The organism is Desulfoscipio gibsoniae DSM 7213 (genome assembly GCF_000233715.2).
In the GTDB taxonomy this organism is placed as follows: domain Bacteria; phylum Bacillota; class Desulfotomaculia; order Desulfotomaculales; family Desulfallaceae; genus Sporotomaculum; species Sporotomaculum gibsoniae.
This window is the reverse complement of sequence record NC_021184.1, coordinates 1981069-1993583: the sequence shown is the minus strand read 5'-3', so window position 1 is coordinate 1993583 and position 12515 is coordinate 1981069. Positions and strand designations below refer to the sequence as shown.

General features: G+C 45.2%; 15 protein-coding genes. 2 read left to right on the top strand and 13 right to left on the bottom strand.

Annotation, left to right across the window (positions count from 1 at the left end):
* Nucleotides 1-6: 6 nt before the first annotated feature.
* From DESGI_RS09285 to DESGI_RS09275, 3 genes are all read right to left on the bottom strand, one after another.
* Nucleotides 7-561: a Fe-S-containing hydro-lyase gene (locus tag DESGI_RS09285; protein WP_041285352.1), complete on the bottom strand. Its 555-nt coding sequence runs from the start codon at nt 559-561 to the stop codon at nt 7-9.
* Nucleotides 562-585: 24 nt separating this feature from the next.
* The gene (locus DESGI_RS09280) at nt 586-1413 is read right to left on the bottom strand and encodes a fumarate hydratase (RefSeq protein ID WP_015617959.1); all 828 of its coding nucleotides are present in this window, start codon (nt 1411-1413) and stop codon (nt 586-588) included.
* A gap of 270 nt (nt 1414-1683) precedes the next feature.
* Nucleotides 1684-3378, bottom strand: a complete 1695-nt coding sequence (locus tag DESGI_RS09275; protein WP_006522577.1) for a sigma-54 interaction domain-containing protein — start codon at nt 3376-3378, stop codon at nt 1684-1686.
* Nucleotides 3379-3514: 136 nt separating this feature from the next.
* On the opposite strand from DESGI_RS09275, the gene lexA reads away from it, so the two are divergent.
* A complete protein-coding gene (gene lexA, locus DESGI_RS09270) occupies nt 3515-4156 on the top strand; it encodes a transcriptional repressor LexA (protein WP_083940019.1) in 642 nt (213 codons plus the stop codon).
* 52 nt (nt 4157-4208) lie between these two features.
* Here the strand turns inward: lexA and DESGI_RS09265 are convergent, their stop codons facing one another.
* The 6 genes from DESGI_RS09265 to DESGI_RS09245 form a co-directional block, all read right to left on the bottom strand.
* Complete coding sequence (locus DESGI_RS09265) at nt 4209-5108, bottom strand: selenium metabolism-associated LysR family transcriptional regulator (RefSeq protein WP_006522575.1); 900 nt, start codon at nt 5106-5108, stop codon at nt 4209-4211.
* Between the two features lie 6 nt (nt 5109-5114).
* Nucleotides 5115-6347, bottom strand: a complete 1233-nt coding sequence (locus DESGI_RS09260; protein WP_006522574.1) for a methionine gamma-lyase family protein — start codon at nt 6345-6347, stop codon at nt 5115-5117.
* A gap of 28 nt (nt 6348-6375) precedes the next feature.
* Nucleotides 6376-7326 (bottom strand): AAA family ATPase, encoded by a 951-nt coding sequence (locus DESGI_RS09255; RefSeq protein WP_006522573.1) that lies wholly within the window; start codon nt 7324-7326, stop codon nt 6376-6378.
* 180 nt (nt 7327-7506) lie between these two features.
* Entirely contained in the window at nt 7507-7749 is a 243-nt protein-coding gene (gene hfq, locus DESGI_RS09250; RefSeq protein WP_006522572.1) for an RNA chaperone Hfq, read from the bottom strand.
* A gap of 35 nt (nt 7750-7784) precedes the next feature.
* Nucleotides 7785-7988 carry a hypothetical protein gene (locus DESGI_RS23790; protein WP_245561202.1) on the bottom strand — a complete coding sequence of 68 codons (204 nt, stop codon included), beginning with the start codon at nt 7986-7988 and terminating at the stop codon, nt 7785-7787.
* Between the two features lie 60 nt (nt 7989-8048).
* Entirely contained in the window at nt 8049-8333 is a 285-nt protein-coding gene (locus DESGI_RS09245; RefSeq protein WP_006522571.1) for a hypothetical protein, read from the bottom strand.
* Between the two features lie 165 nt (nt 8334-8498).
* Here DESGI_RS09245 and DESGI_RS09240 point away from each other — a divergent pair, with 165 nt between their 5' ends.
* Nucleotides 8499-9464 carry an Rpn family recombination-promoting nuclease/putative transposase gene (locus tag DESGI_RS09240; protein ID WP_006522570.1) on the top strand — a complete coding sequence of 322 codons (966 nt, stop codon included), beginning with the start codon at nt 8499-8501 and terminating at the stop codon, nt 9462-9464.
* Between the two features lie 289 nt (nt 9465-9753).
* Here the strand turns inward: DESGI_RS09240 and DESGI_RS24510 are convergent, their stop codons facing one another.
* The 4 genes from DESGI_RS24510 to DESGI_RS09230 all read right to left on the bottom strand — a co-directional run bounded on the left by DESGI_RS24510 (nt 9754) and on the right by DESGI_RS09230 (nt 12451).
* Nucleotides 9754-9918 (bottom strand): hypothetical protein, encoded by a 165-nt coding sequence (locus DESGI_RS24510; RefSeq protein WP_006522569.1) that lies wholly within the window; start codon nt 9916-9918, stop codon nt 9754-9756.
* A 173-nt stretch (nt 9919-10091) separates the two neighbouring features.
* Entirely contained in the window at nt 10092-10682 is a 591-nt protein-coding gene (locus DESGI_RS09235; protein WP_006522568.1) for an indolepyruvate oxidoreductase subunit beta, read from the bottom strand.
* Nucleotides 10682-10777, bottom strand: a complete 96-nt coding sequence (locus tag DESGI_RS26300; protein ID WP_337833200.1) for a 4Fe-4S binding protein — start codon at nt 10775-10777, stop codon at nt 10682-10684. Before DESGI_RS26300 ends, DESGI_RS09235 begins: the two co-directional genes overlap by 1 nt.
* Before the next feature lie 42 nt (nt 10778-10819).
* On the bottom strand, nt 10820-12451 hold the full coding sequence (locus tag DESGI_RS09230; protein WP_006522567.1) for a thiamine pyrophosphate-dependent enzyme: 1632 nt from the start codon (nt 12449-12451) through the stop codon (nt 10820-10822).
* Nucleotides 12452-12515 lie beyond the last annotated feature (64 nt).

The following is a 12515-nucleotide window of genomic DNA, read 5'->3' as shown; positions in this document are numbered from 1 at the left end:
TATTTTTTATCTAGTAGCATATATTTTGGTGCCTTCTTCATATAAATCCCCGCCCAGGGTATCGTTAACTACAATTACAGGGAAATCTTCAACTTCCAAACGATGTATCGCCTCGGGTCCCAGTTCCGGATAAGCTACCACTTCACATTTTTTGATACATTTACTGATTAACGCGGCCGCTCCACCCACAGCGGCAAAATATACAGCTTTATATTGTTTTATGGCCTTGATAACTTCAGGTGACCGCTTGCCTTTACCCACCATGCCTTTTAACCCCAGAGCAATTAGTTTAGGAGCGTATAGATCCATTCTGCCGCTGGTAGTAGGTCCGGCTGATCCGATTATCTGGCCTGGCTTGGCAGGAGAAGGTCCAACATAATAAATTATTTGCCCCTTAAGATCTACTGGTAATTCCTGTCCCTTATCCAATAATTCCACCAGTTTTTTATGCGCTGCATCCCGGCCGGTATACAAAACTCCGTTTAGCAACACTTTTTGTCCTATGCGTAATTTTTCTAAAACCGCATCGGTAACAGGTGTAGTCAGTTTTATTTTTGTCATTGCCATATTTTTCACCCCATAGTCCTATAAAATTACTTCTTTGTGCCTGCTGGCATGGCAGTTGATATTGACCGCCACGGGCAAGCTGGCAATGTGAGCGGGATAAATATTCACATGCACGGCCAGAGCTGTTATACGGCCACCGAGACCCTGCGGCCCAACACCTAGATTATTAATACTGTCAAACAGTTCCTTTTCCAATTCGGCGATTTCCGGCCTGGGGTTTGGTGTGCCCACCGCTCTTAATAACGATTCTTTGGAGAGCAGAGCAGCCTTTTCAAATGTACCACCGATACCAACACCAACAACAATGGGCGGGCATGGGTTTGGTCCAGCGGCCATAACAGTGTCCAGCACAAACTGCTTAACCCCTTCAACCCCCTCAGCGGGTTTCAACATTTTAATGGCACTCATGTTTTCACTGCCGCCGCCCTTTGGAGCCACGATTATTTTTAACTTATCACCAGGTACTAATTTTAAGTGAACCACCGCAGGTGTGTTGTCACCGGTGTTAACCCGCTCCAGCGGGTGTCCCACTATGGATTTTCTCAGGTAACCGTCGGTATATCCTCTACGCACACCTTCATTAATAGCGTCCTCCAGAGAACCTCCCTCAATATGTACATCCTGCCCCAATTCCACAAAAACCACTGCAAACCCAGTATCCTGGCACATTGGTACTTCTTCCGACTTAGCAATACCGGCATTATCGATAATTTGTTGAATAATTTCTTTGCCGGTAAGGGAAATTTCCTGATCATACGCTCCTTGCAAAGCATCTATCATATCCTGTCCCAGGAAATAGTTAGCATCCATGCATAGTTTGGCCACCGCTTGCGATATATTAGCCACATTAATTGACTTGATAGTAAACCCCTCCCTCTTTTAAAAGGATGTACAATTACAATAAACACGCAATATTTGTGCCATTAAATAAAAAAACTCTTTGCACTTCCCTGTAGCGCTACCAATATGTCTGCCAATAAAATTCTAACATATTTTATTTTTAAAAAATACAATTCCATCAAATTAAGCCATAAAATTTTATTTTTTAGAAGCAATTTGACTGCAAACCCTTGATTATACTATGTATTCTTATTATCTAATTTTTTTAACTTATTTCTAAATGCTTGAATTTTCAAACTTTGCCCTTTTTAGTTTATTGTACAAAGTAGCCAAAGATATATTTAATGCCTGGGCCGCTCTTCTTTTACCTTCAACTGTATTCCCATACTTAGCCAGGGCCTTTTTAATTAATATTTGTTCCATTTGGTCAATAGGTAACAATTCCACATCCCTTTCCGGTGCAATTTTTAACTGGCTGACGTGCTGGATAAAATTTTTCTTGGACAGTATCTCTTCATCAACGGTAACCATTACTCTTTCTACCACATTTTCCAATTCCCGCACATTACCTGGCCAATCGTAACTATATAGAACCTCCTCAGCATCTTGGGAAAGTCCTTTAACTTTCTTGCCAAGTTTACGGTTAAGTTTGACAATTAAATGATTAACCAATGATGACAAATCCTCTTTTCGCACACGCAAAGGGGGTATGGTTATTTCTACGACATTAAGCCTGTAATAAAGGTCTTCCCTAAATTTTCCCGACCTAATCAAGTCCCTGAGATTTCTGTTGGTAGCCGCAATCACCCGCACATCAACTCGTATGGTTTGATTGCCGCCTACCTTTTCAAACTCCATTTCTTGCAAAACACGTAGTAGCTTTCCCTGTAAAATCAAATTCATGTCGCCAATTTCATCCAGAAATATTGTGCCCCCATTAGCTAGTTCAAATTTACCTATTTTTGATTTAGTAGCACCAGTAAAGGCACCCTTGGCGTAGCCAAAGAATTCACTTTCCAAGAGGTTTTCCGGGATAGCTGCACAGTTTACCTTAATAAATGGCTTATCTCTCCTTGAACTGGCAAAGTGAATTGCATGGGCGAACAATTCCTTACCCGTACCGCTTTCACCCAGTAACAATACGGTTGAATTGCTGCGGGCTGCTCTCTCAGCCACCTGAATACTTTTTTTTAAATCAGGACTGGTGCCCAAAATATCCGCAAAGCTATATTTACATGTAGTTACCTGACCAAATTTATCACATAAATTCTCAATCATAGTAGTTCGCTGACGCAGTTCATCCATTAATTTCATTACATCGGTAAAATGCTGAAAAACCACTACCGACCCTGCCAAATTACCATCGACAATAATGGGCGAAGCATTGCTTACAACTTCGGCATTACTTCCCCCCACCTGGGTGCGATGGCCAAAAACATTTTTACCTGTTTTTAGCGCCATGGCCAGCGCGCCATCAGGCGATATTTCAAAAACATTCTGGCCAATTCTTTGCTCTGCGGGTATCCCGGTAACGCGGGTAAAAGCTGGATTAACGTATTTAATCACGCCATTTTCATCCGCCACTTCAACGGCTTCCTGAATTGAATTTAAAATAGTAGACAACTCTCCCTGAACCCTTTTTATCTGTAGTAATTCTTTTTTTTCTCTAAACAGGCGCAGCATTATATTAACCGCCCTTGTTTCAATAACTGAAGTTGGACCGCTAACACCTTTGATAATATCGTTAACAACATTGCTATTCAACGTATTAATAATTACATCTAAATTTTTTAACTCATGAAGTCTATTAATATCTAAAATTTTTACGTTTTCATCAGTCCAAAATTTGCCTATTTTTTCATCAGCGCCTGCTTTAAATAAGCATACAATTTTTATATCCTCAATATTTTTCAATAAATTATAAACAGACACCCCATCATTGCCTATACCAATAATAGCTACCTTTTGCATAATTCACCACCTTCTCATAATCACCAAATAAATTTCCATTGTTCTGATAAATTCGACGATTAAACTATAAATCCTTCTAAAATATAAAATTATTTCTTAGCGAACAAATGTTTACTTGCTCATTGATTATGTTATAATGGTTATATACTTGGAAAGGTGTTGTTTGGCATTGAAATATAACCTAAATAAACGCGAGGAAGAAATTTTAAATTTTATCAAAAATAACATTCATAATAAAGGATATCCTCCTTCTGTGAGAGAAATAGGTCAAGCCGTGGGATTAAAGTCAAGTTCTACTGTACATAGTTACCTGCGCAGACTTGAAAGCATGGGACTGCTCAGGAGAGATCCTGCTAAACCGAGGGCCATTGAATTAATGCAAAATCATGGCAAACCATCTAAAGAAATGATCTCAGTACCGGTGCTGGGCAAGGTTGCAGCCGGTGAACCTTTACTGGCGTTAGAAAACTACGATGACTCATTTCCCTTACCAGTGGATTTTGTCGGTCACGGAGAATTCTTCATGCTCAGTATTAAAGGTGACAGCATGATTGAAGCTGGTATCCTAGAAGGTGACCTGGTGTTGGTAAGACGCCAGCCATGTGTGGAAAACGGGGATATCTGCGTTGCGTTGATTGAGGATGAAGCTACTATTAAAAGGTTTTTTAAAGAAAACGACCATATACGCCTACAACCCGAAAACTACAGACTTTCACCTTTACTAGTCAAGGAAGTACAAATATTAGGTAAGGTTGCAGGTCTGGTAAGAAAGTTTTAAGGCATCAAAAAACTCCTTATTCACCTCTGGTAATAAGGAGTTTTTAATGGTATCATTTTTGATGTTCTTTATATTCTTTCAACATTTTAACAAATGCATCAGCAGCATAATTGACCATACACGGTTGAAATTGAACCACATAAAAACTCCGGTTCATGCTTATACCTTGCAATTCGGTCTTTCCAACTTTACCGGCTTCAATAACATCTGCAGCAGCCCATCTGGAAACAAAGGCTATACCCATACCGGCCTGCACAGCACTAATTACCGACCGGGTACTTCCCAGTTCCATTTCTACATTTAAATGATCTATATTTATGCCATGTTTAATCAGTATATCGAACATAGACCTGCGCGTTCCCGAACCTTCTTCCCGCAGGATCAGTTTTTCACCGACCAATTCAGAAATATCGATGTTTTCCCCTGACCAGCAGTGTCCTGGAGGAACTACCAGCACCAGTTCATCATCAAGCCATTTCTCAAACTGCAAATTCTCCTGCCGGCCAATAGCACCTACCACGCCAAGGTCGATATCCCTTTCCTGCACCCACCTAAGCACATCCCCACTGCCCGCTATACGCATGCCCACCTGCACTCCGGGATATTTAATCCTAAAAGAACCAATAATGCCGGGCAAAATGTATTCCCCTGGTATAGTGCTAGCACCGATTAACATATGGCCGGCTTTCAGACCCCGTAGAGCATCTAAACCCGCTCTGATTTTATTATAGTGGCCCAACATCTGTTTAGCCTCAGGATAAAGCAATCGTCCAGCCTCGGTAAGCGCAACTTTTCTTTCGCTGCGCAGAAAGAGCGTAACGCTGAGATCCTCCTCCAGAGCTTTTATTTGAAAGCTGACAGCAGGCTGGCTCATATACAACTGCTTGGCAGCCCTGGTAAAGCTTTGCAGTTCAGCCACCCTAACAAATGCTTCTAATTGTTTAAAATTCACTAGCTATCACCGCCGTAAAATCTCCTCGGCCGCTTTTATCAAACCTATTTGGGTGTAATTTAAAGAAAGCCCTCCCTGGAAAAAAACCACATAAGGTTCCCGCAAAGGTGCATCAGCTGTAAATTCCAACGAGGCACCCTGGACAAAGGTGCCGGCCGCCATAATAACTGGATAGTTGTAGCCGGGCATGGGAGACGGGACAGGTGCCACATGGCTGTCCACTGGTGAAGCACTCTGCACACCCCGGCAAAATGCCTGCAGGCGATCCGCAGACCCGAGCACTATGGCTTGAATAATATCGGTGCGGGGCATTTCTGGGGTTGGATAAACGTCATAGCCAAGTTCTTGGAATAAACATGCCCCCCAAATCGCCCCGCGTAAAGCCTCCATAACAGTATGCGGGGCTATGTAAAACCCTTGGTAAAACTGGCGCTGCCAGCCCAAAGTAGGTCCCACATCGGACCCGATACCGGGGGCAGTCAACCGCCTGGCAGCCAACTGCACTAGTTGTCGCCTTCCGGCTACATAACCACCGGTAGGTGCCAGCCCTCCACCGGGGTTTTTGATGAGTGAACCGGCTATTAAATCAGCACCATGTTCAGTTGGCTCCGATTGTTCCACAAATTCACCATAACAATTATCCACAAATATAACTGTACCCGGCTGCCTTTCTTTAATAAACCGGCAGAGTTTGTCCAACTGCGCCATGTTAAGAGACGGCCTGATACTGTAACCACAAGAACGCTGTAGCATTACCATTTTAACCGGCTTCCGTAACGCCTCGTCTATAGCCTGCCAATTAAGCTCATCACCGGGCATCAATTCAATTTGCCGGTAGCGCACCCCCATGCTTATCAATGAGCCTTGAGCAGCGTTATCAACGCCGATTATCTCCTCCAGCGTGTCATACGGCTTGCCCTGCACCGTCAATAATGTATCACCGCTTTTTAATACCCCAAACAAACATAGTGCAATAGCATGGGTCCCGCTAACAATCTGCCCCCGCACCAGCGCATCTTCCGTACCCAGAACCTTGGCAAACACCCTTTCCAGAGTATCACGTCCGTCATCATCGTAGCCATAGCCGGTTGATCCCCTTAAGTGATAGGAGCTTACCCGCGCTTCCCTGAAAGCATTCAATACTTTGCAATGGTTGGCATATTCCACGGGCTTTAAGGTGCAAAAAATTTCCTCGGTCCTTTTTTCTACTCCGGCAGCGATAACCTTTATGTCTTTCAATTGTACCTACTCACTCCTTGGCATGCTATTAATTTTGCACACTATCCCGGGCACCCACCATATCTCCCCTGCTTAACACCATTAGATCTTCTCTAGTTATTTCCCTTTGGTCCATCAGCCTAACCGCCTGTACACGTATGGCTCTTTCAATCAAGTTGCGTACCAACCTGGCATTGCCATTATGCTCGTGCAGTCTGGGCATGGATTCAATAATCATCCGCATTTCTTCCCTTGCTCCACTGGATAGACTATACTGCCTTTGCTGCAGCATCATATCAGCTATGGCAAGTAATTCATCGGTGGAGTAATCGGGAAAATTAATATGTATGGGAAAGCGAGAACGTAAACCCGGATTGGTTTGCATAAATTTATTCATTTCATCTTTATAACCGGCTAGTATAATAATTAAGTTATCTTTATGGTCCTCCATACCTTTGACTATTGTGTCTATAGCTTCTTTACCAAAATCCTTTTCGCCGCCCCGCGCCAATGAATACGCCTCGTCTATAAATAGAATACCACCCAGTGATTTTTTAATTTGGTCCCTGGATTTTTGAGCTGTATGGCCAATATATTCTCCCACCAAATCAGCTCGCTCCACCTCCACCAAGTGACCTTTTGGTAAAATGCCTGCTTCTCGAAACAATTTACCCAGTATCCTGGCTACAGTGGTTTTACCGGTGCCGGGGTTTCCTTTAAATACCATATGCAGCACTTGAGATTCAGTGTGTAGTTTTTCCCTTGAGCGTCGTTTTTGTATTTCTACAAAGGCATAAATTTCATTTATATGTTTTTTCACATTATCTAATCCAACTAGTGCGTCCAGCTCTTTTCTTATCTCATGGACTTTATTATCCGAATCTGAAGCCCTGGCCCCGTGTTTTTCGGTAATTAATACTATTTTGTCGCTTCCTCTGGCATCACGTTCGTTGGCAGTTCCTTTATCACCAGCTGTATGCCACATTTTGATTTTAACCATTCCATCACCTCACCGGGCGTTATATTAATGTTTATGCGCCCGGTCGGGTTAACCTGACTAAAAATTAAAGTCTCTCTGAAAAGAGAGACCAAGTCAATCAGCTGGTTTTAAATACAGACACATTAAACAATGAAACTGATTGTCTATAGTATACTAAAAGACATGACCTGCACCTTTTATTTAGCTAGGCTTAACTTCCGAAAAAGAAGTATTTACTGGTTTCATAGGACTAACTGTAGAAATAGCATGTTTATATACCATCATTTGTTTGCCGTCACTTTCCATAATTACTGTAAAATTATCAAAACCCTTAACCATACCCTTTAATTGAAATCCATTAACCAAAAAGATTGTTACAGGTATATTATCCTTTCTAACCTGGTTTAAAAAAGCATCCTGTAAATTTATCTGAGGCTTTGTCATATAATTCCCTCTGTTGGTATTTTATACTTTTCCTTCTATGGACACCGGATAAGTTCAGCTATAAAACATTTAATCTCTTCCGCAACATTATTTATTATATCATACTTCTCCATATCTATCCATTTGATACTACTATATCGTCTAAACCAAGTCAACTGTCGCTTGGCAAACCTTCTGGTATTTCTTTTCAATAAATTAACGGCTTCGTCCAAAGAATACTCGTGATGTAGATAACCCACAAATGGAAACCAGGGTATGATGAGTGCCGGCAGAGGTAATAGCCTGTTCAACAACCGGGGTCAGGGATGCGCGCACAAATACAGCACCGTATCAACAATCTCTGCTTCCCAGCAATCGTCGGGCTCGTTTTTCAGCAGTCCCACGAAGGAACCATAATAAAACACAATAAAGCAGCCCAGGATACTATCCTCAATGTACTCACCCAAAATATAGTATTCGCCTTCACACTTTTCGTCCTCCTGCAAGTTAAAACCGCCGGTCAAGCCTCGTAGGAAATGTGGTGGAATGCTGTCTACGGCTCGATTAAGCATGGCAGCGAACTTGTCAAAAGATGGTTTGGCCATTTATTTTTCTCCACCATTCTTAGCTTTTAATAGACTCATTTGCCCAGCAGTAGCCATATCGCCAAAGCCCATATCTGATGCATCGCTTGTTAGGGAATATAAGTTTCATAACCTCTGTCACCCTAGCTAACCCCATGATATAATACCAGTAAGGAAGTGAACAAATTGCCAAACCGAGGGAAATCAGCACAAAATCCGCCTCACCACCCTCACGACAAAGGATACAGGCAGCTTCTGACTAACAAAAAGACCTTCCTGGAACTGCTGCAGACATTTGTGGCTGAGGGTTGGGTGCGTGAAATAAAAGAGGGCGACCTGACGTTGATCAACAAATCCTATGTACTGCAGGACTTTAGCGATAAAGAGGCCGACATAGTATACAGAATGCGGTTGGGCGGGTCCGAAATAATCTTCTATGTACTTCTAGAACTACAGTCGACTGTAGACCACACTATGCCCTTTCGCTTGCTGCAATACATGGTTGAGATATGGCGGGACATTTACAAAAATGCCCCGGAAAAGGAACGAAGACGCAAGAACTTCAAACTGCCGGCTATCGTACCAGCAGTTCTCTACAACGGCAAGAAAGGCTGGACAGCCCACCAAAGCTTCAGAGAGTACCAGTCGGGGCACGAACAATTCCCTGGACGTTTACTGGACTTTTCCTACATTCTTTTCGACGTCGTTCGTTACAATGAGGAAGACCTTCACCGTGCAGCTAACGTGGTGTCCAGCATATTCTACCTGGACCAGACCCTTGAGCCGCAAGAACTGGGGGTCCGGCTCAGGAAACTAGCCGACATATTAAAGGAACTAGACCAGGAACAATTCCGGCAAATAACAGTCTGGATGAGGAACGTGATCAAGCGCAAATTACCAGGTACACTGCAAAAGGAAATTGAACGTGTACTGGATGAAACCGAACCCCGGGAGGTGGAAAAAATGATTACCAACATTGAGCGGACCCTGGATGATATGAAAAAACAGACCCTAATTGCAGGCAAGCTTGAAGGCAAAGTTGAGGTTGCCAAGATTGCTTTGAAAAAGGGCTTCACGGTGAATGACGTGGCAGAAATAACCGGACTATCCGTGGAGACCGTATTGGAACTTAAGAAAGAACTGGAAAACTAAAGTTAGAAGCACGTTCATTTGTGCGGAGGTAGTTAATCATTAAAGAGCTTGTGACAACACCCATTATAGCCTAGCTTGAAAATAGGGAGGTCATCAAAAGGCTTTCGGACGAAAGCAAACGTAATCTTCTACATCATCTCGAGCAGAATCCCGACTTTATGAGTAGCAAATATAAGAATATACTGCGCAATCAGCATTTCAACGTTTTCTATATTGCCCCGTGCCTGATATTTATTGTGGGCCCGAAAAAGCTGCTGTCCATCGAGGCAGACTGTGCGCTCGCAGCGTCCTATTTCATGAAATGGTCCTGCAGATACATCAGGCAGGATATCAAGCAGTCCTCCACGCCATTGAGGAAAAGCAAATTATGGCCGCCTGCACTGCCATTGAACGTGCTCTGAAAGTATCCCCGGTAGCCGGTCATAAACATCGCATTGAACACTGCTTCCACCACGGGCGATGTAACCCCCTTCTTATTTATTCAATTCAATTACTAATACTACAGCAAAAATTACTTATTAAGCCATTACTCCTGATCGTCTTCATTTTCAACTTTCAACTTTTCAACACCTGGCACCACGGTAAATCCGCTTATACTTTTTGCTGTAGTGCTAATTCAATTATAGGCTATTTCGCCGCCATTTCTCGCCCGGCCAGAAAAGCTTTTACGTTAAGTTCCTTGAATTTTGCAGGAACTAGATCCTGCACGGCCTGCAGCCAGGTTTCCACCGGCTCGTCCAGGCGGGCGGACAGCACGCCCAGCAGCACCACCCCGGCCAGGGCGGGGTTCCCCAATTCTTCCGCCTTGGCTGCGCCCTCGACCCAGATTACCTGACTGCCGGCCGCGGTCATGATGGATTCAATTTCCTTTACCTCCGGATATTGCGCCTGGCCCAGGTTTACCGACGGCGGCATCACCCGGTGGTTGTTGACCAGAACCACCGAACCGGGTGCCATGTATTGGGGCCAGCGGGCCGCCTCCAGCATTTCAAAGGCCAGCAGGAAATCGGCACTGCCCTCTTCAATCAACGGGGAATAGACTTTTTCCGCCCAGCGCACATGGCTTTCCACAGCACCCCCCCGCTGGGACATGCCATGTACTTCCGATTTCTTGATGTCATACCCGCAGCGCATACCCACTTCGGAGACGATATTGCTGGCCAGTATGGTACCCTGGCCCCCCACTCCGGCAAACAGGAAATCCAATTTCTTTTTCATTATTCAGCCCCCCTTTCTTTATTTGGCAGGCTAATGGCGCCCTGATTGCAAATGGTGGCACAAAAACCGCAGCCAATGCACAGCGCGGCGTTGATGCTGACGCCCCCTTCTACTTTGGTGATGGGAGAACAACCGATTCACAAACAGTTGCCGCACTCGTTGCATTTCTCCACATCCACCACCAGGGCCGGCTTCCGTTCCCGTTTATACAAAACACAGGGGTACTGGGCCACAATTAATGAAGGTTCTTCGGATTGTAGGTGGTCCTTGATAGTGGCCACCACGGTCTTAAAGTCATACGGGTTCACCACATCCACCTTTTTAAAACCGATGCCGCGGGCCAGCTCGTCAATTTTAACCACGGGGGACTCTATACCCAGCAATGTATTACCCGTGCCGGGATTTGTCTGGTGCCCGGTCATGGCCGTCACCCGGTTGTCAACAACAATTACCGTACTGGTACCGTTGTTATAATGAAGGTTAATCAATGGAGCCACACCGCTGTGGAAAAAGGTGGAGTCACCGATTACGGCAACGGTGCGGTCCTTCACGCCTATCCGGTCAACCCCGTGTACGACGCCGATGCTGGCGCCCATACAGCCGGTGGTATGCATGGCGTTCAGAGGGGGCGCCGCACCCAGGGTGTAACAGCCGATGTCTCCAAATACAGTCGCATTTAAACGCTGAAGAGCGTAAAACAGGCCCCGGTGACCGCAACCCGGACAGAGCATGGGCGGCCGTCCGGGCAGCTGGGGTACCGACACGGCGGGGGACGGTTGGGCCGGCCCGGGAATCAGCCCGGCTTCTTGGGCACACCGGCGAACGCGCCCGGGGTTAAATTCTCCAATATTGGGGAAAATATCTTTCCCTCGGGCCGGGATGCCCACCAGCCGTACCTGTTCTTCAATGAAGGGGTCGAGTTCCTCAATGACCACCACTTGCTTCACCCGCGCGGCCAGTTCCCGGATTAGCTTGTCAGGGAGCGGATATACCATGCCCAGCTTCAAGAAGGTGGCATTGGGAAACACCTCCCGGGCATACTGGTAAACTACGCCGGAAACAATGATCCCGATTTCATCATTGCCCGGTTCGATACGGTTTAGCGCAGTGGTCTCGGCAAACTCGGCCAGTTTTTTCAGCCGCTCTTCCACCACCGGATGCCGCAGGTGCGCGTATGCCGGTACCATTACGTATTTGACCGGATTTCTCTCATAGGCAGCCGGTTCGGACGGAGCCTTCAGTGCCGGTTCATCCTCAGTCTCCACAATGCTTAAAGAATGGGACAGCCGGGTGGTAGTCCGGATAATCACCGGGGTATCAAAGGTTTCACTAATTTCCAGGGCCGCCTTCACTGATTGCTTGGCCTCTTCGGAGTCGGCGGGTTCCAACATGGGTACTTTGGCGGACCGGGCGTAATGACGGTTGTCCTGTTCATTTTGGGAACTGTGCATGGAAGGGTCATCAGCGTTGATGATGACCAGGCCGCCTTTCATACCGGTGTATGAAATGTAAAACAGTGAATCGGACGCCACGTTCATTCCCACGTGTTTCATGGTGACCAGGGCGCGCCCGCCGGCGTAGGCGGCACCCACACCCACATCCATGGCGACCTTTTCGTTGGTTGACCACTCGGCGTACACACCGGGGTATTTACTGAAGTTCTCCAGTATCTCGGTACTGGGAGTGCCCGGATAGGCAGCCGCAACATTGATTCCGGCCAGATAGGCACCGTAGGCAAAAGCATCGTTGCCAGTCATGATTTTTTTCATACCACACCACCTTATTTCATAATTTTAATGAAAACTTACTATGGAAGTTAAATAATCAATCCAG

Bases quoted from the DNA above. Each gene is read 5' to 3' on its own strand.
- DESGI_RS09255 (WP_006522573.1), bottom strand. From the start codon at position 7,326: ATGGTTAAAATCAAAATGTGGCATACAGCTGGTGATAAAGGAACTGCC.
- lexA (WP_083940019.1), top strand. From the start codon at position 3,515: ATGGTTATATACTTGGAAAGGTGTTGTTTGGCATTGAAATATAACCTA.
- DESGI_RS09235 (WP_006522568.1), bottom strand. From the start codon at position 10,682: ATGAAAAAGAAATTGGATTTCCTGTTTGCCGGAGTGGGGGGCCAGGGT.
- DESGI_RS09275 (WP_006522577.1), bottom strand. From the start codon at position 3,378: ATGCAAAAGGTAGCTATTATTGGTATAGGCAATGATGGGGTGTCTGTT.
- DESGI_RS09285 (WP_041285352.1), bottom strand. From the start codon at position 561: ATGACAAAAATAAAACTGACTACACCTGTTACCGATGCGGTTTTAGAA.
- hfq (WP_006522572.1), bottom strand. From the start codon at position 7,749: ATGACAAAGCCTCAGATAAATTTACAGGATGCTTTTTTAAACCAGGTT.
- DESGI_RS09245 (WP_006522571.1), bottom strand. From the start codon at position 8,333: ATGGCCAAACCATCTTTTGACAAGTTCGCTGCCATGCTTAATCGAGCC.
- DESGI_RS09230 (WP_006522567.1), bottom strand. From the start codon at position 12,451: ATGAAAAAAATCATGACTGGCAACGATGCTTTTGCCTACGGTGCCTAT.